The 20,911-nt window shown below is 71.7% G+C and carries 20 protein-coding genes, 1 tRNA gene and 1 pseudogene; 17 read left to right on the forward strand and 5 right to left on the reverse strand.

Going from position 1 to position 20,911, the window contains the following annotated elements:
- Positions 1–126: 126 nt before the first annotated feature.
- Together B1H19_RS21945 and B1H19_RS21950 are read left to right on the forward strand one after the other, a co-directional pair.
- Positions 127–798, forward strand: coding sequence for a bifunctional DNA primase/polymerase (locus B1H19_RS21945; RefSeq protein WP_083106515.1), 672 nt, complete (start codon positions 127–129; stop codon positions 796–798).
- A gap of 212 nt (positions 799–1,010) precedes the next feature.
- Positions 1,011–1,736 (forward strand): hypothetical protein, encoded by a 726-nt coding sequence (locus B1H19_RS21950; RefSeq protein WP_083106516.1) that lies wholly within the window; start codon positions 1,011–1,013, stop codon positions 1,734–1,736.
- Between the two features lie 221 nt (positions 1,737–1,957).
- Here B1H19_RS21950 and B1H19_RS21955 read toward each other — a convergent pair whose 3' ends face one another.
- The 3 genes from B1H19_RS21955 to B1H19_RS21965 all read right to left on the reverse strand — a co-directional run bounded on the left by B1H19_RS21955 (position 1,958) and on the right by B1H19_RS21965 (position 4,742).
- Positions 1,958–2,926: a DUF5926 family protein gene (locus B1H19_RS21955; RefSeq protein ID WP_083106517.1), complete on the reverse strand. Its 969-nt coding sequence runs from the start codon at positions 2,924–2,926 to the stop codon at positions 1,958–1,960.
- Positions 2,927–3,165: 239 nt separating this feature from the next.
- A complete protein-coding gene (locus B1H19_RS21960) occupies positions 3,166–3,882 on the reverse strand; it encodes an ATP-binding protein (protein ID WP_083106518.1) in 717 nt (238 codons plus the stop codon).
- Between the two features lie 53 nt (positions 3,883–3,935).
- Positions 3,936–4,742, reverse strand: a complete 807-nt coding sequence (locus B1H19_RS21965; protein WP_083109792.1) for a glycerophosphodiester phosphodiesterase — start codon at positions 4,740–4,742, stop codon at positions 3,936–3,938.
- 616 nt (positions 4,743–5,358) lie between these two features.
- On the opposite strand from B1H19_RS21965, the gene B1H19_RS21970 reads away from it, so the two are divergent.
- Positions 5,359–6,888 (forward strand): S1C family serine protease, encoded by a 1,530-nt coding sequence (locus B1H19_RS21970; RefSeq protein WP_083106519.1) that lies wholly within the window; start codon positions 5,359–5,361, stop codon positions 6,886–6,888.
- Positions 6,889–6,931: 43 nt separating this feature from the next.
- Positions 6,932–7,018, forward strand: a tRNA-Ser gene (locus B1H19_RS21975).
- Between the two features lie 147 nt (positions 7,019–7,165).
- Here the strand turns inward: B1H19_RS21975 and B1H19_RS40360 are convergent.
- The gene (locus B1H19_RS40360; RefSeq protein WP_257789448.1) at positions 7,166–7,294 is read right to left on the reverse strand and encodes a hypothetical protein; all 129 of its coding nucleotides are present in this window, start codon (positions 7,292–7,294) and stop codon (positions 7,166–7,168) included.
- A gap of 189 nt (positions 7,295–7,483) precedes the next feature.
- Between B1H19_RS40360 and B1H19_RS21980 the strand changes: the two genes are divergently transcribed.
- From B1H19_RS21980 to B1H19_RS22000, 7 genes and pseudogenes are all read left to right on the forward strand, one after another.
- The gene (locus tag B1H19_RS21980; protein ID WP_083106520.1) at positions 7,484–8,176 is read left to right on the forward strand and encodes a hypothetical protein; all 693 of its coding nucleotides are present in this window, start codon (positions 7,484–7,486) and stop codon (positions 8,174–8,176) included.
- A 1,278-nt stretch (positions 8,177–9,454) separates the two neighbouring features.
- Positions 9,455–9,499: pseudogene (locus B1H19_RS40835) on the forward strand (hypothetical protein); the annotation flags it as partial.
- 106 nt (positions 9,500–9,605) lie between these two features.
- On the forward strand, positions 9,606–9,746 hold the full coding sequence (locus B1H19_RS40840; RefSeq protein ID WP_418361459.1) for a hypothetical protein: 141 nt from the start codon (positions 9,606–9,608) through the stop codon (positions 9,744–9,746).
- Positions 9,747–9,939: 193 nt separating this feature from the next.
- Positions 9,940–10,317: a hypothetical protein gene (locus B1H19_RS21985; RefSeq protein ID WP_159028109.1), complete on the forward strand. Its 378-nt coding sequence runs from the start codon at positions 9,940–9,942 to the stop codon at positions 10,315–10,317.
- 144 nt (positions 10,318–10,461) lie between these two features.
- Positions 10,462–10,905 (forward strand): hypothetical protein, encoded by a 444-nt coding sequence (locus B1H19_RS21990; protein WP_159028110.1) that lies wholly within the window; start codon positions 10,462–10,464, stop codon positions 10,903–10,905.
- A 57-nt stretch (positions 10,906–10,962) separates the two neighbouring features.
- A complete protein-coding gene (locus B1H19_RS21995; protein WP_083106522.1) occupies positions 10,963–13,551 on the forward strand; it encodes a tetratricopeptide repeat protein in 2,589 nt (862 codons plus the stop codon).
- 50 nt (positions 13,552–13,601) lie between these two features.
- Positions 13,602–14,090 (forward strand): DUF1453 family protein, encoded by a 489-nt coding sequence (locus B1H19_RS22000; protein WP_083106523.1) that lies wholly within the window; start codon positions 13,602–13,604, stop codon positions 14,088–14,090.
- 71 nt (positions 14,091–14,161) lie between these two features.
- On the opposite strand, the gene B1H19_RS22005 is transcribed toward B1H19_RS22000, so the two are convergent.
- Positions 14,162–15,043: a bifunctional DNA primase/polymerase gene (locus B1H19_RS22005; RefSeq protein ID WP_083109793.1), complete on the reverse strand. Its 882-nt coding sequence runs from the start codon at positions 15,041–15,043 to the stop codon at positions 14,162–14,164.
- 332 nt (positions 15,044–15,375) lie between these two features.
- On the opposite strand from B1H19_RS22005, the gene B1H19_RS22010 reads away from it, so the two are divergent.
- The 6 genes from B1H19_RS22010 to B1H19_RS22035 all read left to right on the forward strand — a co-directional run bounded on the left by B1H19_RS22010 (position 15,376) and on the right by B1H19_RS22035 (position 20,828).
- Positions 15,376–15,684, forward strand: a complete 309-nt coding sequence (locus tag B1H19_RS22010; protein WP_083106524.1) for a hypothetical protein — start codon at positions 15,376–15,378, stop codon at positions 15,682–15,684.
- A gap of 313 nt (positions 15,685–15,997) precedes the next feature.
- Positions 15,998–17,155 carry an acyl-CoA dehydrogenase family protein gene (locus B1H19_RS22015; protein WP_083106525.1) on the forward strand — a complete coding sequence of 386 codons (1,158 nt, stop codon included), beginning with the start codon at positions 15,998–16,000 and terminating at the stop codon, positions 17,153–17,155.
- Entirely contained in the window at positions 17,152–18,183 is a 1,032-nt protein-coding gene (locus tag B1H19_RS22020) for a bifunctional MaoC family dehydratase N-terminal/OB-fold nucleic acid binding domain-containing protein (protein WP_083106526.1), read from the forward strand. Before B1H19_RS22015 ends, B1H19_RS22020 begins: the two co-directional genes overlap by 4 nt.
- Positions 18,183–19,277: an acyl-CoA dehydrogenase family protein gene (locus tag B1H19_RS22025; RefSeq protein ID WP_083106527.1), complete on the forward strand. Its 1,095-nt coding sequence runs from the start codon at positions 18,183–18,185 to the stop codon at positions 19,275–19,277. The genes B1H19_RS22020 and B1H19_RS22025 overlap by 1 nt, the downstream gene beginning before the upstream one ends.
- A complete protein-coding gene (locus tag B1H19_RS22030) occupies positions 19,264–19,665 on the forward strand; it encodes a hotdog family protein (protein ID WP_083106528.1) in 402 nt (133 codons plus the stop codon). The genes B1H19_RS22025 and B1H19_RS22030 overlap by 14 nt, the downstream gene beginning before the upstream one ends.
- Positions 19,662–20,828 (forward strand): lipid-transfer protein, encoded by a 1,167-nt coding sequence (locus B1H19_RS22035; protein WP_083106529.1) that lies wholly within the window; start codon positions 19,662–19,664, stop codon positions 20,826–20,828. Before B1H19_RS22030 ends, B1H19_RS22035 begins: the two co-directional genes overlap by 4 nt.
- The last annotated feature ends 83 nt before the right edge of the window (positions 20,829–20,911 follow it).

Consider the following 20,911-nt stretch of genomic DNA (forward strand, 5'->3'; position numbering starts at 1 on the left):
CGTCCCCACAGCGGCATGCGGAAAGCGGCACGTGACGATGCGTGAGGCGGCCCGTGTGCAGCGGCCTGTACGGCATGAAGTGCGACGGACATACCCCTCGGCGTTAACGGAAAGGAACGAGCGCTGATGCGCGAGATCCTCGGAAGGCGACGCAAGCTCCTGTTTCGGCGCGGTGGCAGGCCAACGCCGCTCGGTGCGGCGCTCCAGTGCGCCACCGAGTGGCGGTGGCCCGTCCTCCCCGGGGTCGGCCTGCTGGCCGGCGGCCGCGGCGCCCGCCGGTGCAGCTGTCCCGACCCGGACTGTGTGGTGCCCGGCGCGCACCCCTTCGACCCGGGGCTGCTGGCGGCCACGACCGATGAGCGGATGGTGCGCTGGTGGTGGGCCAACCGCCCGGACGCCCCGGTCGTGCTGGCCACCGGTGGCCGGGCGCCGTGCGCGGTGAGCCTGCCGGCCGTCGCCGGGGCGCGGGCGCTGGCGGCCCTGGAGCACTTCGGGGTGCACACCGGCCCGGTGGTGGCCACGCCCACCCGCTGGTCGCTGCTGGTTTCGCCGTACGACCTCGCGGAGTTGGGCGAGCTGCTGCACTCCCAGGACTGGGTGCCCAGCTCGCTGCGGTTCCACGGTGAGGGCGGCTATCTGGTGCTCCCGCCCTCGGAGATCGCCGCCGGGAAGGTGCGCTGGGAGCGGCCGCCGGGCACGGGTCCGGCGGGGCCCTGGCTGCCGACGGTGACGACGGTCGTCGACGCGCTGGTGGCGGCGAGCACCAAGACCCCGGACGGCAGTCGGCTCGCCTTTTAGAAGCCGGCGACACGGGCCGGCCCTCCGGCAGTGGCCGGAAACAATGCACCCCACGGTTCACCCGTCCGGGTGTGAGCGGCGTGGCCGACTACGGGAAACGGGTGTCCGGACCGCCGGGTGCACCCCCTGTGCCCGATAGGTTCGGCGCACCGTCAGGCCGTCGGCGGCGCGCCACCGCCGCGGCCCCTCCCCCTCGCTCCGCAGGTGATCCGATGCAGCGCGCGCCGAAAGTCCGCCTGATCTCTCTCGCGGGTACGGCGGCGCTCGCCGTCGTCGTCCCGCTCGCCGCCGCCACGGCCGGCCCGGTGGCCACCGCCCAACGGGCCGACGGCGCGCGCACGAAGCCGCGCACCAGGCCCGGTGCCACGACGCAGACGACGTACCGCAACATGTCCGAAAAGCCCCCCGGTACGGCCGAAAACGGTCCCCGGCACAAGGGCGGCGAGGCGCGTGACGAGGACCGCTTCGCGGATCTTCGCGACGACCGCCGCGACGACACGTCCGGCGACGATCCGCTCGCCGATCTCGGCCTGCCGCTGCTCTCCGGCGGCGCCCGCACCTCCCGCTGCGGGCCCGAACTCGCCTCTCCCCAGGGCATCGAAGCCCAGACCTGCATCCTGGCCGAACAGGGTCTGACCTGGGCGCGAACCTACTATCGCAACCCCACCGGCGCCCCGCTGCGGGCCGTACTGACGCTGCTGCGGCCCGACGGGAGCAGCGTCCAGGTGCACTGCGAGGTGCCCGCGAAGGGCGACCCCGGGCTGTGCGAAACACCCACCGGGAAGGCCGTGCACCGGGGCCAGGGCCCCACGCCGTACGACGCGGTGGCGGAGATCTCCGATGCGGCGGGGGAGCGGCTGCTGCTGCGCTCCGGCGGCAACTCGGCGCCGGACGGGGAAGGTTCGGACCTGGGGCGGAAGGGCCGACGGGCCGTCTGAGCGCCGTCCGGGTCCGGACATGGAAGCGCCCGGTCGCTGGCGACGGGGGATGCACCAGCGACCGGGCTTCTAGAACCGTAACAAGAGATCCGCGGTTCGCAAATTCGATCGTGGATTTCCGGACGTCCATTTACTGGCGCGTAGGGGCAGTTGTGACTGCTGTCACCGCTGCGCGCGCCGGGGTCTGTGGAGCGTCATGGTTCGGCACGATTGCGTACGGTTCAGCTCAGGGTGATCTGCCGGTTGGTGAGGCCGCCGCGCGCCCGGCGCTCCTCCGGAGACAGCGGGGCGTCGGAGGCGAGCGCCTCGGCCAGTCGCTCGGCGAACTCCGCGGCCGGCGCGGCGACGTCCTCGGCCTTCATGGAGGACGGCAGGTCCCATACCGGGACGACCAGCCCATGCGCCCGGAACGAGCCGACGAGACGGGTGCCTTCGCCGAGCGAGGCGGTGCCCGCGGCGTGCAGCCGGGCGAGCGCGTCCAGCAGCTTCTCCTCCGGGTGCGCGGTGACCCAGCGCAGATGGTTCTTCTCCGGGGCCTCGCACCAGTACGCCCCCTCCAGCCCCGGGATGCGGGCCGTCGGAACGGCCGCGGCGTTGGCGCGCTCCAGAGAGGCGGCGACCTCGCCGGTGGCGTTCTCCGCGTTCTCCACCCAGAACTCGAACCCGGTGTGCACGACCGGCTCGAACGGCGCGTCCGGGTCGAGCAGATCCTGGAGCCGCGGGCCGTCGGCGGCGGATCGCCCGGCGGCGACCGGGGTGCCGGGCTCGGCCTCCAGCGCGCGCTGGAGGGTGTCCGCCAGGTCGCGGCTGATGTCGCCGGAGGCGGTGTCGTTCTGGAGGCCGAGCAGCACCGCACCGTTGTCCCGGCGCAGCGCGGGCCAGGCCATCGGCAGCACCGTCGCCAGGGTCACCGACGGCACGCCGTCCGGCAGCCCGCCCTTGAGCGTCAACTCGGCGGTGGCGGCGGGCACCAGCTCGCGCAGCGCCACCCAGTCGCACTCCCCCGCCAGGCCCTCGAAGGGGCGCTGTACCAGCTCGGTGACGGCATGCGCCGCCTGCCGCCCGTGACACGCCTTGTACCGGCGGCCCGAACCACACGGGCACGGCTCGCGGGCGCCGACGACCGGCACCTCGCCGCCCTTCGTCTTCACTGCTGCGGCCTGGGGCTGAGGACGGCGCTTCTTGGCCATGGCGGCGGTGTCTCCTGGTCGTTCCTGGGCGTACGGATGCGCCCGGAGCCATGCCGGGACCGCCGAGGAAAGGCACGACAGACACGGCACGACCGGTACGGACGCGCTTCGGCGCGAGCCTAGAGGAGCGCGTCCGAAATTGCGCCGCTCACGGGGCGGGCTGTGGCTCGCGCCGGTGGGTTGCCGGGGGATGCCGTCCGCTTTCGCGAACTCGCCCGCGCCCCGCCTTCCGTCCCGCCCTACGGCTCGTCGAAGTCCGCGAAGGCCAGACCGGGGGGCAGGCCGTCGTCGAGTCCCTCCCCGATCCCCTCTCCGAATCCGCCGCCGAACGCGCCGCCGAGAGAGGGCGGCAGGCCGTCGCGCATGTCCACGCGCGTAGCGAACGAGTCCTGAGCGGGCAGGATCGCCCAGACCGTCACCTCGCCACCCGCGGTGTCGCGTACGCCCCAGTCCTTGGCGAGCGAGCGGATGATCGCCAGCCCGCGGCCGCCGTGCGCGGTGACCGAGGGGGTCGACGGCAGGGGCCGGGTCGGGCCGCCGCCGTCCGTCACCGCGATGGTCAGCCGGCCCTGTGCGTCGATGCGCCAGGAGGCCCGTACGGACTCCCGCAGCGCGACGTGTGAGGCGTCGTCGGATGCGCTTCTTCCGTAAAGCGACGCGCCGTTGTCGTATATCGGACGCGCATGACGACACGAATTGCTCAAGAGCTCCGAAAGGATGAGGACAGCGTCATCGACGACGCTGTCCTGAACTCCACTTGCCAACAGCTCGTCACGCATGCGTCGCCTGGCCATGCCCACACCCGCTGGACCATGGGGTACGGCCATGATCGACGACGTCGGCACCTCTTGTGCCACCACCAACGCCACCCCCGAGACCTCCTTTGCCCCACGCCACGGGTTGAATGCCCCAATGGACTGGACCGGAAACCGGCCAAGCGGCATGCAGTGACGCAGTCGACACCCGTGGATACGGGTCGAATGCGCCGGTGCACACCCTGTGAAGGGCTTTAGGCAAGGCCCAGTTGGTTTCGCACCTGTTTCGGGCGGTTGGTAATCACGGCATCCACACCCAACTCACGGCACAGCTCGACATCCGATGCCTCGTTGACCGTCCAGACGTGGACCTGATGGCCCGCGCGATGGGCCTTGGCGACGTACTCCGGGTGCGCGCGCAGGATCCGGATGCCGGGTCCCGCGATCTGCACACCCAGGGGCAGTCGGCCGTCGCGGTACCGCGGGGTGAGGAATTGCATGAGGTAGACGCCGGGGATCTCCGGCGCGGCGGCCCGTACGCGGTGTAGCGAGCGGGCCGAAAAGCTCATCACCCGGACCGACGGTATCCACTCCGCCGCCCTGGCCGGTTTTGTGTGCCCGAACCGTTCGAGCAGCTCGACCAGTCGCTCCTCCACCTGTCCGGCCCAGCGCGTCGGATGTTTCGTCTCGATGGCCAGCTCGACCCGGCGGTCCGCGTCCGCGACCAGTTCCAGCAGCCGCTCCAGGGTCAGTACGGACGTCCGCTCGGGGTCCTCCAGCTGGCGGTCGGGCGCCTCGATGGGGTCCAGGGCGTCCGCGTCGTCCTTCCAGGACCCGAAGTCGAGGCTGGCGAGATCGGCCAGCTCCAGGGCGGAGACGGCGCCGCGCCCGTTGGAGGTGCGGTTCACCCGCCGGTCGTGGACGCAGACCAGATGCCCGTCGGCGGTCAGCCGGACATCGCATTCGAGGGCGTCCGCCCCGTCCTCGATCGCCTTGCGGTAGGCGGCCAGCGTGTGCTCCGGAGCGTCCTCGGAGGCGCCCCGGTGGGCGATGACGGACATGGCCGGCGGACGCGAACGGGCGTCGTGGGCGGGGCGTACGTAGTTCACCGAGTTATCGTGCCATTCGCCGTCGGACGCCAGGTGCGTACGGTGCGTGTGCGGTGCGGGTGGGGCGGCGGGGGCGCAAGGGGCGGCGGAGGCGGCGGAGGCCCTGGCACGGACCGCTGGGCGCGCTCCCGTGACGGCACCCCGAGCACCCGACCACCACGGGCCCACCTCCTTTGCCCCGCCTTCCCGGCCCAAAATGACCGAATCGTCCGGCGTAAGGGTGCAGGGAAAGTCACAGCCTCGGCTTACGGCGACCTGACGCGCGGTGGGCAAGGCTGGTGGGGGCGGGATGCCGTGCCGGGCGGGTCGCTACGGCCCGTAGGTCCGTAGGGCGCCTACGGCCCGTATGGCCCGCACCGGCGGGATCCTTGATGCTGGGATCTGGGATCTGGGATCTGGGATCTGGGATCTGGGATCCAGGGCCGGAGCCCGAGGTGTGGGGCCTCGGGCTCCGGAGCCGCCTTGGATTTCGCGTCCTGGGGCACCCGTATCCCAGGGCCGGCCCCGGGGCACGCCCCCTGATCCGGCACAGCCGTCGAGCTCATGTCAGGAAGCTGAGGAGAGATCTGTGAGCACCGAGAACGAGGGAGCCGACGTCCCGTCGGAGGCCACGCCGCCGACCGGGCCGCAGGCGTCGGACCGCGCCGCCGCGTCCGCCCCGGGCGCGCAGACTCCGCACGTCCCGCTGCCCCCCGCCACGCCTCCCGCGGCACCCCCGCCGCCCCCCGGGCCGCCCGCCGCCTCGGGCGACACGGCGGGCGATACGGCGAGCCCCGCCGCGTCCGCACCGGGTGGCGGCAGCACCTGGGAGCAGTCCCCCGCCCCCGGCGGGCACGGCCCGTCGCCCGCTCCCGAGCAGACCGCCCAGTTCCCCGCCTACGCGACCGCCGGCCACGGCGGGTCCGGCGGCTGGGGCTCCCACGGGGGCGGCGGTGGCGGCGACCCCTGGGGCGCGCCGGGTGCCCCGGCCCCCAAGCGGCGTAACGCCGGACTGGTGGTCGGCGTGCTCGCGGCCGCGCTGGTGGCGGGCGGTATCGGCGGCGGCATCGGCTTCTGGGCCGCGGGCCGCAACGACACCGGCTCGACGACGGTCACCGCCACCGGCAACCCCGAGGCGCTCAACCGCAAGCCCACGTCCGTCTCCGGCATAGCGCAGAAGGCGCTGCCCAGCGTCGTCACCATCGAGGCGCAGGGCGCGACCGGCGAGGGTGGCACGGGCACCGGCTTCATCTACGACAAGCAGGGCCACATCCTCACCAACAACCACGTCGTCGCCAGCGCGGCCGACGGGGGCAAGCTCACCGCGACGTTCTCCAACGGCAAGAAGTACGACGCCCAGGTGATCGGCCGCGCCCAGGGCTACGACGTGGCCGTGGTCAAGCTGAAGCACCCCTCGGGAGCCCCGCTCAACCCGCTCCCGCTCGGCCGCTCCTCCAACGTCCAGGTGGGCGACGCCACGATCGCGATCGGCGCCCCGTTCGGGCTGTCCGGCACGGTCACCACCGGCATCATCAGCGCCAAGGACCGCCCGGTGGCCTCCAGCGACGGCGACGGCGCCAGCGCCTCGTACATGAGCGCCCTCCAGACGGACGCCTCGATAAACCCCGGCAACTCCGGCGGCCCCCTGATGGACGCCAGCGGCAACGTCATCGGCATCAACTCCGCCATCCAGTCGGCCGGCAACGGCGGTGGCCTGGGCGGCGAATCGCAGCAGTCCGGCAGCATCGGCCTGGGCTTCGCCATCCCGATCGACCAGGCCCGGCGGGTAGCCCAGGACCTGATCAGGACCGGCAAGCCGGTCTATCCGCAGATAGGCGTCCAGGTCGGCATGAAGGAGACCGGCAACGGCGCCACCATCGCCCAGACCGGCAACAACGGCACCGACTCGGTCACCCGGGGCGGCCCCGCCGACAAGGCCGGCCTGCGCCCCGGCGACACCATCACCAAACTCGACAACACCGTCATCGACAGCGGCCCCACCCTCATCAGCGAAATCTGGCAGCACAAGCCCGGCGACCAGGTCACCCTCACCTACCTGCGCGGCGGCAAGGAGCACACCGCCCAGGTCACCCTGGGCCAGCGCACGGGCGACAAGTGACGCGCTAGTCTGATCCCCGCGACACCGCACACCGGTGCCGCGGGGAGGCTTGCCCGAGCGGCCTAAGGGAACAGTCTTGAAAACTGTCGTGGCGGCGACGCCACCGTGGGTTCAAATCCCACAGCCTCCGCAGAGGTCGGCGACTTAGCTGGTCAGAAGGGGTGCCTGAGGGAATCGGGCACCCCTTTCGCATGCGCGCTGTCTCGCTTTGATGTGCCCGTATCCCGTTGCTGATCAAGACGTAGGGGCCAGGCGTGGGCCAGGATCCCCGGGGCGTTCACTCCTGCCTCTCCTGCGGCTCTTCGCCCGCGTCGCCCAGCTCTTGATCGATGAGCTCGTTGGCTCGTGCCTGCATTCCGCGCAGCAACTTCGCGTAGAAGCGATACAGCACTGCGATGTGCACCACGGCCCGCCATTTATGAGCTCCGAGCATCAACCCCGCCTGCCCGCCTGCCCGGTGATGTGCTCCGCGTGTCACAGGACGCCGACACGGCAGGGCGTCCGCACAATGAGGCGACGGCACCCGAAAGGACACGACCGTGGCCGGTCCGGACTGCACCAGCCTCGCCGATCCGAACCCGGGCGGCGGCCGAACATGACCGGACCGCACCCCTCCGATGCGGGCAATCTGCACGAGCCACCGCAGGCGGTCTACGGTGAGGCCCGCTGGCCGATGGCCGGAGCAGTCGTCACCGCCGCGGTGCTGACTCTGCTGCTGCCCGACGACCTGCGCCTGGGACCCCGCTGGGCGCTCCCCCTTGTCGAAGGACTGCTCCTGGTGGCGCTGATCGCGGGTGACCCCGGTCGCATCAGCCGCCGCTCCGCCGCCCTGCGTGCGGCATCGATCGCCCTGGTCGGCGTGCTGGCGTGCGGCGCCATCTGGTCGACCTTCCAGTTGGTCGACGACCTCGTGCACGGCGGTAGCGAGACCAACTCCGCCGATGCCCTCCTCCAGGCCGGCGGCAGTGTGTGGGCCTCCACCGTCCTCGCGTTCTCCCTGCTGTACTTCGAACTCGACAGCGGCGGACCCGCCGCCCGGGCCCACTCCATGCCACCCACCCCCGCTCTCGCCTTTCCCCAACACCTCAGCCCCGAACTGAACGCCACGCACTGGCGCCCCCGCTACATCGACTACCTCTACCTCGGATTCACCAACGCCACAGCCTTCAGCCCCACCGATGTCATGCCACTGGCTCCTTGGGCCAAGATCGCCATGGCTGTCCAGTCCGCCGTCTCACTGCTCATCCTCGGACTCGTCATCGCCCGAGCCGTCAACGTCCTCGTCTGACGACCCGCAGCGGCACATCACCGCACCGATCTGGCGGCGCCAAGCGGCGCATCACCAGACCAATCTGGCGGCTCCAAGCGGCGACGCCACCGTGGGTGCACCTCCCACAACCTCCACCGAGGTCGACAAACATGCAGGTCGGAGGGGTTTCGGAGGTGTCCGGGCCTGCTCCGGGCGCCGAGCGCACGAGAAGACCTGCTACGCGGCCCCGCTCAACCCCTTGTCAGGTAGCCGTGGCATGAGACGGTTCCCTGAGAGGCGCCGAATTTGTGGTGCTTTGGTGGGTATCTGCTCGGCGGCATGAAGAAGTTGAGCATGTTCTTGCACGACCCCCACAGGGTGGGTTCGCGTTGAGTGGGTACGTATTGCCCCTTGTTCCACGTCGAGTGGCTGTGTGTCATGGGTGGGGGCGAGGTGGTCGGGGTGGTGCCCGCCGGGCACGGGGGAGCGTCACATTCAGGCACCCGGGTAACGGCGACCGACGCGGGCCGGGCCGAGACGGGCGATGCGTGGGCGACCGCGCCTGCCGTGCTCCCCCCTGCCAGGGCGAGGATCGGTGCCAGGAACACAGCGGCGATCAGCGTCCGCGCTCGGGACTTCTCCGCGAGCATGACGATCTCTCTTTTCCAGGAGTGGAACAACGATCTTGAGAATTCGACAGCGCCGGCTGCGCAATGGGACGCGGCGCTGCCTTCTACCTCTTTTCAGTTTCGGTCGCGGGGTTTTCCGTCGATGGGGCCGGACGGCCTACTGCCCATGAGTCGAGTGGGCATGAAGCGGATCTTTTCGCCGGCAATCCCACTTGTTCGTACTCATGGAATTCGGCGACCCCGCCTGTTCCGCTACGTGACGGTTATCAGCGATCCTGCTCCTGGTGCCCAGGTCGTTCGTACGGCGGCCCGCCCCGCCTGGTCGCCAGGGGGCCGAGCCCACTCCACTGGCGTAACGGGCGACGGCGGACGGAGGGCGGCGGGGGGCGTCGTGATCGCTCTCCGAGACGGGCTTGAGGGAGCCCGTGAAGAGCGCGCTCCCGCCCCGACCCGAGGCCGAGCAGCGCGGTAGGAGCCCGTGATCTCCGGGGCAGGGTTGCAGCCACGGCACCGGAGAATCGAGGTGACGCTGTCAGGGAGGCGTGGCTCGCCGCGCACGGGCTGTGTGCGTCGGTGGCCGCGCCGAACAGAAAGGCGGCGGCCATGGCAGCGGTGCCCAGTAAGGGGCAACAGGAAAGTCCCTAGCGAATTGATCTCCAGAGAATCCCTGTTCGCGGGGACGGCGCTGATGCTGAGCGGGCCGCTCAGCATTCTTCAGGGCATAACCGGCATCACACAGGACACCATATTTTCCTCGCCTCGGTACGATTACCGATTCGACCTCGCCGCTTGGGGGTTGGATTCACCTTGTGATCGGCGTGGTGCTCGTCGTTATAGGCGTGGGGGTGCTGCTCGAGAAGAGCTGGGCTCGCGCGGCCGGTATACCGCTGGCGGCAGATCGTTCCATCCCGCGGCCAGCGGCCGTCGGTGAATCCGGACCGAGCCGGGACGGCACATGGCAGGTACGCCGATCTTGCTGATGGTGCGTTCTGCCCGACCGGCTCATGAGCCCTGGGCCGTTCGTCCCTCGCGCCGTGGGTCGGAGGGTGGGAGAACGAAGCTGATGGAGGCGTCTTTGTGCGGCGGCACGGGGCGCCGGACCGGGCTGCCACTCCTCAAGATCGTGGTTCGGCCCTCGGGTCCAGGGATCGAGGGATCGTCATCATGCGCTCCATGAAGGTCACCGTGCGGCGCGTCGCCGTCGCGGTGTGTGCGGCACCCGTCCTCGCCATGACGGCGGCCGGTACGGCCGGCGCGGCGGGAGCTTTTTCGGCGCCGTCGTCCGTCCTTCTGGTGCCTCGCTGCGCGAGCCCGCCGTGCCCGTCGGGCATAGAGCCGGGAAGCAACGGGGGCGGCACCGTGGATCCATGCGCCGGCGGCGCATGCGTCAACACCCCAATAGTTGACCACCCCACCAGCGAGCACACCTACCACCACTCGGGCGGTTCGGGCCTCCACCATCGCTGGTATCACCACCCCACCGAGATCACGGTCGGGGGCCGCATGGGGGTGTTTGTCTCCGGGCCGGCAATGAAGTTCCACCTGATGTGATCTGACACGTCGAAGCGGCACCTGTGCGCCCGCCGAATAACGCAAGGCCCCTACGTGGCCCTGCCGTTCTGCCTACGCTGAAGCGTGCGCCGGGCCGGGAGGCACCCGTCGGCCGCACCGCACGTCATACGGGGGGCATGCAGGGTGGATGCGGAGATCATGCAGTGGGTGGAGCAGGCCGGGCCCTGTCTGACGTCCGCGGTCGGCGCGTATGGGGCGGCCGTTCTCACGCGGGCGGAGGACGCCGCCGCTGATGCCACCGTCAGCCTGGGCCGCCGCATCCTGCAAGCCGTGTGGCGCCGCGGGGACGCGTCCGGGCGGGCCGCGCTGGAACAGGCCGTGGCCGAGGCTGCCGAAGAGCCGGACGATCTCGATGTCGCGGCCGCGCTGCGTCTGCAGCTCAGGCGTGCTCTGCGCAATGACGCCGAACTGTGTGCCGAACTGGCCGTGATGCTGGAGACCGCGGCGACCACAGCCACCGATGTGCGGGCCGGGGATCACAGTCCGGTGGTGTCACACAGCCGGATCGGCGGGGACAACGTCCAGATCGGACGAGCGGTCGGGGATGTGCGGATCGGTCGGGGCTGACCGGCATCGTCGGCGGCACCGCGCAGGACTGGAGCGGTAGGGGTGGATGGGCCGGGCGTGGACCGCTCGTGGATCGGTGGGCACAACATCCAGATCGGCGACGTCACCGGGCACGTCACGATCCTGCTGGAACGGCCCTCGTTCCGGTTGGAACTCCTCCGGCCGGTCGCGTCTCCCGAACTGCCCGCGAAGGCACGCCACCAGCCGAGCTATCTGCTGCACCCGGGCAACCAGGTGGTGCCCTACCGGCAGCCGGTCGCGGACCTGAAGACGCTGGCCGACTGGCGGGACGGCGGGGAGGCGTTCTCGGTGCTCCTGCTGCACGGGCCGGGTGGACAGGGCAAGACCCGTACCGCACAGCACTTCGCCTCCTGCGCCGTGGCCGACGGCTGGTCGGTAGCGCAGGCCAGGGACCTTTCCACGGCGGCACCTGCGCTGTCGCCGGCCGAAGGGGCGCCCGCCGAACGGCTGTTGATCGTCGTCGACTACGCCGAGCGCTGGCGCTACCCCAGTCTGCTGGCGATGCTCGAATCGACGCGGGGTGCGGGCCGGGCCCGTGTGGTGCGGGTTCTGCTGCTCGCTCGCTCCGGCACCCCTCTGTGGGATCGGCTGGAGGCCGAGCTCGACGGTCTGGACATGGCCTATGCTCCGCCGATGTCGCTGGGCGGCTTCGCCGCGGCATCGAGGGCGGCATGCTTCGCCGAGGCCCGTGCGGCGTTCGCTCGCGCGCTGGATGTCCCCGAAGTGTCCCCGCCCGTCCCGAGTGACCTCGCCGACCCCGTCTACGCCTCGCCGCTGACCCTCCACATGGCGGCCCTGGCCGGAGTCGTCGCCGCGAGCCAGAACGAGGCGAGGCCCGCCGACATCTCCCGCTATCTGCTGCTGCACGAGCGGCGCCGCTGGAACGCCTCCGCCGCTGCGGGCACCGTACGCACCCTGGTGGTACTGGCGACGCTGTTCGGCCCCGCCCGGACGCGGGAGTCCGCGCGGGCGCTGCTGCTCGCCGCCGGAGCCGCCGACGGGCCTGCCGAGGCCGACCGGGCGCTGACGGCGCATCGGGCCCTGTATCCGTCCGACCGGCACCTGGCGCCCCTGCGTCCCGACCGGTTCGCCGAGGACTTCCTCGGCTGGCATCTGGGCCGTGACCAGGACGCGAGGGAGGACCTGGCCGCGCTCCTGACCGGCGATGGCACCCCGTTGCAGGACGGCGACATCCGCCAGGCTCTGATCGTTCTTGCCAACGCCGCCCGCCACGAGCCGGTCCGTGACCTCCTGGACACGGTGGTCACCCGGCGGGCGGATCTCGCCGAATCCTCGCCCGCGGTCCTGCTCGCCGTGGCCGAACATCTTCCGCTCGGCACGGCGCTGGCGTTCGCCCGGCGCCCGATCAAGGGCGTGGAGCTGTCGTACGCCCGGCTCAGGCTGGCCCAGCGGGTCGCGGAGGCCGTTCCGGACGGTGCTCCCCCCGACATCGACATCATGCGACTGTGGCTGCTCGGCCGGGAGTTGCTGGAGTACGGCGAATACGCCCAGGCGGCGGATGTTCTGGGCAGGGCCGTACGGCAGGCGCGTGCGTACCGGGACCACCCCGAGATCGGGGACCCCGCGGAACTGGCCGAGCTGCTCAACCTCTACGCACAGACTCTGGCGTTCAGCGGCAGGGAGCAGCAGTCGGTGCATGCCACGACCGAAGCGGTCGAGCTGCTGCGGGAACAGCCTGCCGTGCCTTCCGATGTCGACCCGTCCCGGCACAAGGAGCTGCTGGCGAGAAGCCTGGCCAACCACGCCAACGCGCTGGCGGAGACGGCCGGGACCGGGAATCTGCCGAAGGCGCTCGCCGCCGCCGAGGAAGCGATCGCTCTGTACCGGGAGCTGGCCGCCGAGGACTCCGACGCATACGGAGGGGCGCTGGTGCGGGCCGAGGAGAGGGTCGCGCGTCTGCTGCACGAGGTGGGCCGTCCCGAGGAAGCCCTCCAGGTGGGGCTGCGGGCCGCCGACATGCTGCGCCGGCTCTCCGCGGAGGACCCCGAGGAGCACCGCGAGGCATACGGCAACACCCTGCACAACCTGGGGCTCAGCCTCAAGGCGACCGGGCAGTCCGAGCAGGCGGTTCGCGCGCTGTCCGAGGCCGCCGACCACTATCGATACCTGGCACAGCACATCCCACTCCGCTTTCTGGACCGTCTGGCCGGTTGCCTTCTCTCGCTGTCGGAGGTCTTGGAAGGGCTCGGCCGCGTGGGGGAGAGGGTCCGGGTGCTGCGCGAGCTGGTGGCCGTGGAACGGCAGATGCGGGAGAGGGGGCCGGTTCCGGACGAGCGCAGGCTCGCCGTCACGATGTTCTGTCTCGGCCAGCAGCTGGCGATCCAGGGAGACGACGAGCACGCGGTGGCGCCGCTGACCGAGGCGACGGAGCTGCTGCGGAGCCTCGCAGAGCGGAATCCGGGCTCGGTGCCCGTCCTGTCGGAAGCGCTCATCAGGCTCGGTTCCGTGCAGAGCGCGCTCGGCGACAGGACCGCGGCGGAGGCTGCCGAGCGAGAGGCCGTCGCCCTGTACCTCAAGCACGACGACGCCTCCGAAGAGGGCACGTCGGAGGGCCGGGTAACTCCAGGTCGGTGGAACGGTGTTGGGGACCCGGAGGGACAATGAGGGGAACGGCGCCGTCGTACAACATCGGTGCCACAAGGGGGAGTAGGGATATGCAGAGTGTGCAGGGCGGGGCCGGGCTCGTCGTCGTGACCGTGGCGGTGGTCGGGCTGGTGGTGCGACAGCAGCTGCGCACCCGTCCGGTGCGGCGCAACGGGTCGCTGATTGCGCCGGCCGTCCTCGGTGTGCTGGGCGTTGCGGGGATCGCCTTCGGTATTGCCTCGGTCGTCAAATCCCGTCCGCTGACGCTGCTGCCCCTTGCCCTCCTGGTGGTGAGTCTGGCCGTCGCGGCGGGGTTCGGCGTGGTCAGGGCGCGGACCGTACGGGTGTGGCACGGTCCGCAGGGCGAGGTGTTGCGCAAGGGGTCAGCGGCCACGACGGCGTGGTGGCTGGCCTCGGTGGCGGTGCACGGCGCGCTGGGCCTGTGGATCGATCACCTGGCCGGGGCCGGGGTGCTGGGCGCCGTGTCGGTGTATGCGTACCTGGCGATCGGCCTGGGGACGCAGAACGTCCTGGTGCGGGGGCGGGCCGCGGCGCTGTGAGGTGAGCCCGGGGGCATCTGCCTCGGCCGGGCCGGCGCGTGGCGCGGCGGAAATCGCGGGCCCGCGCCCGCTCACCGCCGCTCCGCCGAAGCGAGAGTCGCCCGTGCCTCCTGTTCCGACAGCCCCGTATGGCGGGCCGCCTCGATGAGGCGCGCGGACAGTTCCTGGTGCAGGCCCGCCTCGTGGGCGCGGCAGGCGGCCCAGAAGAGGCGGGCGTTGCGCTGGCCCTGGGGGGAGGTGCGGACGAAGCGTACGAGGGCCGAGGCGGGCTGCGGCGGTACGGACGGCGGGGCGTCGCGGTGCGGGGGTGGGGGCGTGAGGAGGGCGAGCAGGGCGTGCGGGGCGCGGGCGGGCACGCAGGGTGCGCCCGGCGCCAGTTCGTAGCGGCCGCGAGCGGTGAGGGAACCGGGACCGACCAGATAGCCGCCGGCGCCCCGGATGTCGATGCCCGGGGCGAGGCGCCCGACGGAATTGGGTACGGGCGGCGACGGCGGTCCGGTGTACCAGAGATGGCGGCCGCCGCTCGGGGTGCGGACCGTCACCGTGGGCGGCAGCGGAAAGCCGTGTTCCTCGGCGAGGAAGCGCAGCGCGGTGAGGGCGTCGGCGCCGTTCTTGGTGTCGAGGTCGACGCCTATGAGGTGGTACGGCGGCAGGCCGCAGGCGATGCCGTATCCGGTGGCCCAGGGGGCGGCGGCGAACAGCCGGCGGATGCCGAGCGGGTCGGTGGTCGCGTCGTGGACGCCGTGCCCGATACGGCCGCAGGCGCCGCGGCAGGGCGGCGATTCGGGGTGGCCGCGGTGCGGTGAGCGGACGGCGGGGTGCTTGCTGCGGGTCAGCGGTATGACGGCGTAACCGCGCTCGGCGGCGCGCAGGGCATGGGTGAGGGCGGTGGCATGGGGGACCGCGGGGAAGGGCTCGGCGGGCGGAGGGTCGACGGCAGTGTTTCGGTGCATGCCCATGGCTCTATTTTCGTACGAATGTTCGAGAAAAGGAAGGGGGTGGGCGGGGCGAGGAGGTGTGGCGCGGGGTGAAAGGCCAGGTCGTGCAGGTCTGGGTGCGCGCGTGGGGGCGCTGGGGCGCGGCGATGGTTTATCCGATGTTCCTCATACTTGCGAGGGAATCGCCCCTTCATGGCGGGTTCGCCGGGGATTCGGTGGGCAATTCTGAGGTCGCGACGTCGAGGCACATACCGGGTGGTCGGCCAATCACCCGGTGGATCAACGGAGTTGGGATCGGATCCACAGGGGGTCGGATCGTGAAGTTGTGTTCCGTAGGAGGAAGAAACATGGCAAGCACCCGTACTGCTCGCGTCATCGCTGTTGCCGCCGCCCTGCCCTTCGCGGTCGCTCTGTTCAGCGGCGTGGCGCAGGCCGACAACGGCAGCCTTGCGCACAACGGGTCCAATGCGGCGGCCGCCACCCAGCAGGGGACCGGTGTCCACGGCGACAACCACGGAAACTCCACCACCGGTCAGCAGGTTGCCAACGGCACCGGTGCCTCCAACCAGAACAACACCGCGAGCGTGAACGGCTCCGGCTACACGGCCGTTGACCAGGACAATTCCTCCGTCACTTTCGGCGACAACATCGGCTGATCCCGCTCGCCGCCACGGGGGGCGAGCGGTCGGCCCCGAGGTGAGCCGAGGGGTGAGCCGGCGGGAGCCGATGGTTGGGCTGAGAAATGAGCCGGCGGATGAGTCGAGAGACAGGCTGAGGGGGGGATTCATAGGGGAGTTGAGAGAAGAGCCGTAGGTGATGAGTCGGGGTTGGTGCGGCGGTTACGGGCTGCGCCGGGGTTCCCTGCGCCGACCTTGACAGCGAGCGGGTTTCTGACGGACAGTCAGAAATCCGCTTTCGCTCGTACGGTCGCCGGAACACGTACGGCCACCAGAAGGGGAGGCCGCCGACGTGCACCTCGCCCCCACCGCGCGCCAGCAGCGGCTGCGCGCCGAACTGCGCGCCTACTTCCGCACGGTGCTGCCCGACGGCCCCGTCGAGGACCCCGCGGACCGGCGCGCCGTCCTCCGCCGGATCGGTGCCGACGGCCTGCTGGGCCTGGGCTGGCCGACCGCGTACGGCGGCCAAGGCCGCGGCCCCGACGAGCAGTTCATCTTCTTCGACGAGGCACAGCGCGCGGGCGCGCCCGTATCGATGGTCACCCTCAACACCGTCGGCCCGACCCTGATGGCGTACGGAACCGAGCGCCAGAAGGACTTCTTCCTGCCGCGCATCCTCAGCGGCGAGATCGTCTTCGCGATCGGCTACACGGAGCCGGAGGCGGGCACGGATCTCGCCGCGCTGCGGACGCGCGCCGTGAAGACGGGCCCCGACTGGCTGATCGACGGCGGCAAGAGCTTCACCAGCAACGCCCACCAGGCCGACTGGATCTGGCTCGCCTGCCGCACGGACCCCGAGGCGCCCAAGCACCGCGGCATCTCGATCATCCTCGTGCCGACCGACGCGCCGGGCTTCTCCTGGACCCCGATCGAGACCGTCGGCGGCCTGATGACCACCGCCACCTACTACGACGGTGTGCGCGTCCCGGCCGGCAACCTTGTCGGAGAGGAGCACGGCGGCTGGCGGCTGATCACCACGCAGCTCAACCATGAGCGGGTGGCGCTGGCGGCCCTGGGCATGCAGGCCGAGGACGCCTTCGAGGCGGCGCTGGCGCATGCCCGTACACCCGGTCCGGAGAGCGGCGAGCGGCCGGCGGACCGCCCCTGGGTACGGTCCCGGCTCGCCGAGGCGTACGCGCGGCTGGCCGCCACCCGGCTGTTGAACTGGCGGCTGGTGGGCGAGGTGGGCGCCGGCACGCTCGGACCCGGTGACGCCAGCGGTGTGAAGTTCGCCGGGACGGAGAGCGCCGTCGAGGTCTACCGGATCTGCCAGGAAGTGGCCGGCGACGCCGCCCTCGTACGGACCGGATCGCCGGGCGCCTTCGGGGACGGCGAGCTGGAGCGGATGAACCGTGCGGCGCAGATCAACACCTTCGGGGGCGGCGTGAGCGAGGTCCAGCGGGAGATCGTGGCGACGATGCGGCTCGGGATGCGGAGGGGGCGGCGGTGAGTGGTGGGGACGGTGTGGCGAGTGGTCTCTACGAGCGGCTGAAGGCGTACGAGGGGCGGGCCGCGGTGACCGGGGGCGTGGGCAAGGATCCGGTCAACGCGCCGATGATCCGGCACTGGTGCGAGGCGATGGGCGATACCCACCCCGCCTACCGGGGCCCGGACGCGATCGCTCCGCCGACCATGCTCCAGGCATGGACGATGGGCGGTCTCTCGGGGCACGCCGAGGGCTCCGGGCGCTCGACGGCGTACGACGAGCTGTTCGCGCTGCTGGACGATGCCGGGTACACCTCGGTCGTCGCCACCGACTGCGAGCAGGAGTATCTGCGCCCGCTGCGTCCCGGGGACCGGGTCCGCTTCGATGCGGTGATCGAGTCGGTGTCGGAGCGCAAGTCGACCAAGCTGGGGGCCGGGCACTTTGTGACGACGCGGATGGACGTCCGGGTGGACGGGGGCGAGGGCGGGGCCGGGGGCGGGGCCGACGGGGCGGCTGTGGCCGGGGCCGCGGCGGCGGAGCCGGAACTGGTGGGGACGCATCGGTTCCGGATCCTCAAGTACGCCCCCGCCGCCAGGAAGCCCGAGCGGCCCGAGCCGCGCCCCCGCCGCCCCCGCCCTGTGATCAACCGGGACAACGCCGGCTTCTGGGAGGGCGTGGCGGCGCACCGGCTGCTGATCCAGCGGTGCGGCGGGTGCGGTGCGCTCCGTTTCCCCTGGCTGCCCGGGTGCAACGCCTGCGCCTCGCCGGAGTGGGACACCGTCGAGGCGAGCGGCGAGGGCACCGTCTACTCGTACGTCGTGCTGCACCATCCGCGCTTCCCGGCCTTCACGATGTCCGATGGTGCCGCCGACGCGGCGGGGCCCTATGCCGTGGCCCTGATCGAGCTGGCCGAAGGGGTGCGGATGGTCAGCAATGTGGTGGGGGTGCCGTACGACGAGGTGCGGATCGGGATGCCCGTACGGCTCGCCTTCCTACGGGTGGACGAGGAGTGGGAGCTTCCGGTGTTCAACGCCCTGGTGGGGAGCGCCTGATGGATTTCACGCCCACGGAGGAACAGACCGCGGCCCGGGAGCTGGCGGCGCGGATCTTCGGCGATCTCGCCACGCACGAACGGCTCGCGGCCGCCGGCAGCGGTACGGATGCCGAGCTGTGGAAGGCGCTGTGCGCGGCCGGGCTGCCCGGGGCGGTCGAGGAGATCGGGCTGCTCGGGCTCGTGCTGCTGCTGGAGGAGCAGGGGCGGACGACGGCGCAGGTGCCGTTCGCCGCGACCTGCGCGTACGGCGTGCTGGCCGTCGCCCGGCACGGCACCCACGCGCAGCGGGCGCGGCTGCTGCCCGGTCTGCGGGCCGGGACCGCGGTCGCGACCGGCGCCTTTCCGGCGCAGCCCGGCGTACGGGCCGAGGAGCGGACGGGCGCGGTGGGGCGGCTGACCGGGGTGGTCCGGTCGGTGCCGTGGCTGCGCGAGGCCACCCAGGTCCTGGTGGCGGACGCCGGACGGAGGCTGTGGCTGGTACGGACCGATGACCCCGGCGTGCGGCGGCATCCGGTGGAGACCACCGCGCCATGGGCGGCCGGGCGGCTGACCCTGGACCGGGCGGCCGGTGACCGGCTGGGCGGGCCAGGGGTTTACGAGGACGTCCTGGGGATCGTCCGGACCGCGTGGGCCGCCCTCCAGGCCGGGGTGTGCGCGGGGGCGCTGGCACGGGTGGTCGCACACACCACGACGCGGGAGCAGTTCGGCCGCCCGCTGTCGGCCAACCAGGGCGTACTGCTGCGCGCCGCCGATGCGTACATGGACACCGAGGCGATCCGGGTCACCGCCTACGAGGCGGCCTGGCGTTGCGACCAGGGGCTGGATGCGGCGCCGCAGACGCTGACCGCCGCCTGGTGGGCCGCCGAGGCGGGGACACGGGTGGTGCATGCGGCGCAGCATCTGCACGGGGGGATCGGCGCCGATGTCGATCACCCCGTCCATCGGCACTTCCTGTGGGGGCGGCAGGTGGCCGGGTATGTGGGGGGCGGGGCGGCACTGCTGGAGGAATTGGGGGAGTTGGTGACCGGGAGCCCTGGCCTCGACGAGGTCAGCGGCACCGTCGAGAGGAGGGCCGGACATGAGAGCCGGTGACGAGCTGCCGCCCCTGGAGATCCCCATCACCCGCACCCTGATCGTCGCCGGTGCCCTCGCCTCCCGCGACTACCAGGACGTGCACCACGACGCCGAGCTCGCCGGGGAGAAGGGCTCGCCCGACATCTTCATGAACATCCTCACCACCAACGGCCTGGTCGGCCGCTACATCACCGACTACCTCACCGGCCACATCGGCCCGCACTGCACCCTGCGCAAGGTCGCCATCCGCCTCGGCGCCCCCAACTACCCCGGAGACACCATGGTGTTGAGAGGTACGGTCACGGCCGTCGACGGTGATACGGCCCAGATACGGGTCACCGGGGCGAACGGGCTCGGCCACCACGTCACCGGAACGGTCACCGTCGTGCTGGGGGCCGCCCGATGAGCCTGAGCCGCCCCGACTCCCTCTCCGGCCGGGCCGCCCTCGTCGGTATCGGCGCCACCGAGTTCTCCAAGGACTCCGGCCGCAGCGAACTCAAGCTCGCCGTCGAGGCCGTCCATGCCGCCCTGGACGACGCCGGGCTGACCCCCGCCGACGTCGACGGCCTGGTCACCTTCACGATGGACACCACCCCCGAGATCACCCTCGCGCAGGCCGCGGGCATCGGCGAGCTGTCCTTCTTCTCCCGCATCCACTACGGGGGCGGCGCGGCCTGCGCCACCGTCCAGCAGGCGGCCATGGCGGTCGCCACCGGGGTCGCGGAGGTCGTCGTCTGCTATCGCGCGTTCAACGAGCGTTCCGGCCGCCGCTTCGGCTCCGGGGTCCAGCAGCGCGAACCGTCCGCCGAGGGCGCGGCGCTCGGCTGGAACCTCCCCTTCGGGCTGCTCACCCCCGCCTCCTGGGTCGCCATGGCCGCCCAGCGCTATCTCCACACCTACGGGCTGACGCCGGACGCCTTCGGCCCCGTCGCCGTCACCGCCCGCCGCCATGCGGCCCGTAACCCGGCCGCGTACTTCTACGGCAAGCCCGTCACCCTCGCCGACCATGCCGCCTCCCGGTGGATCGTGGAGCCGCTGCGGCTGCTGGACTGCTGCCAGGAGACGGACGGCGGCCAGGCGCTCGTCGTGACCTCGCCGGAAAGGGCGCGCGACCTGCGCCATCCGCCCGCACTGGTCACGGCCGCGGCACAGGGCGCCGGTCGCGCCCAGGAGCAGATGACCAGCTTCTACCGCGACGACCTGACCGGCCTGCCGGAGATGAACGTCGTCGCCCGCCAGCTCTGGCGCACCTCCCGTCTCGGCCCCGCCGACATCGACGTCGCCATCCTCTACGACCACTTCACCCCGTTTGTCCTGATGCAGCTGGAGGAATTCGGCTTCTGCCGGCCGGGCGAGGCCGCCGGTTTCGTGGCCGCGGACGCGCTGCCGCTCAACACCCACGGCGGCCAGCTCGGCGAGGCGTATCTGCACGGCATGAACGGCATCGCGGAGGCGGTGCGTCAGCTGCGCGGTACGTCCGTCAATCAAGTCCCGGATGCGGAGCGGGTGGTGGTGACGGCGGGTACGGGGGTGCCGACTTCCGGGCTGGTGCTCTGGCGGGCGGGATGAGGGGGCGTGGCCATCGGGGGCTGCCGGGCGGGCGGCGCCTGACGTGGCCTGACGTGGCCTTTCGTGCCCCGGCCCGCCGGCTT

It is taken from the genome of Streptomyces gilvosporeus (assembly GCF_002082195.1).
GTDB classification, from domain to species: domain Bacteria; phylum Actinomycetota; class Actinomycetes; order Streptomycetales; family Streptomycetaceae; genus Streptomyces; species Streptomyces gilvosporeus.

Coding starts and splice junctions, on each gene's coding strand:
- B1H19_RS21945 (WP_083106515.1), top strand. CDS start 127: ATGCGCGAGATCCTCGGAAGGCGACGCAAGCTCCTGTTTCGGCGCGGT.
- B1H19_RS21950 (WP_083106516.1), top strand. CDS start 1,011: ATGCAGCGCGCGCCGAAAGTCCGCCTGATCTCTCTCGCGGGTACGGCG.
- B1H19_RS21955 (WP_083106517.1), bottom strand. CDS start 2,926: ATGGCCAAGAAGCGCCGTCCTCAGCCCCAGGCCGCAGCAGTGAAGACG.
- B1H19_RS21965 (WP_083109792.1), bottom strand. CDS start 4,742: ATGTCCGTCATCGCCCACCGGGGCGCCTCCGAGGACGCTCCGGAGCAC.
- B1H19_RS21980 (WP_083106520.1), top strand. CDS start 7,484: ATGACCGGACCGCACCCCTCCGATGCGGGCAATCTGCACGAGCCACCG.
- B1H19_RS21985 (WP_159028109.1), top strand. CDS start 9,940: ATGAAGGTCACCGTGCGGCGCGTCGCCGTCGCGGTGTGTGCGGCACCC.
- B1H19_RS22000 (WP_083106523.1), top strand. CDS start 13,602: ATGCAGAGTGTGCAGGGCGGGGCCGGGCTCGTCGTCGTGACCGTGGCG.
- B1H19_RS22005 (WP_083109793.1), bottom strand. CDS start 15,043: ATGCACCGAAACACTGCCGTCGACCCTCCGCCCGCCGAGCCCTTCCCC.
- B1H19_RS22010 (WP_083106524.1), top strand. CDS start 15,376: ATGGCAAGCACCCGTACTGCTCGCGTCATCGCTGTTGCCGCCGCCCTG.
- B1H19_RS22025 (WP_083106527.1), top strand. CDS start 18,183: ATGGATTTCACGCCCACGGAGGAACAGACCGCGGCCCGGGAGCTGGCG.
- B1H19_RS22030 (WP_083106528.1), top strand. CDS start 19,264: ATGAGAGCCGGTGACGAGCTGCCGCCCCTGGAGATCCCCATCACCCGC.
- B1H19_RS22035 (WP_083106529.1), top strand. CDS start 19,662: ATGAGCCTGAGCCGCCCCGACTCCCTCTCCGGCCGGGCCGCCCTCGTC.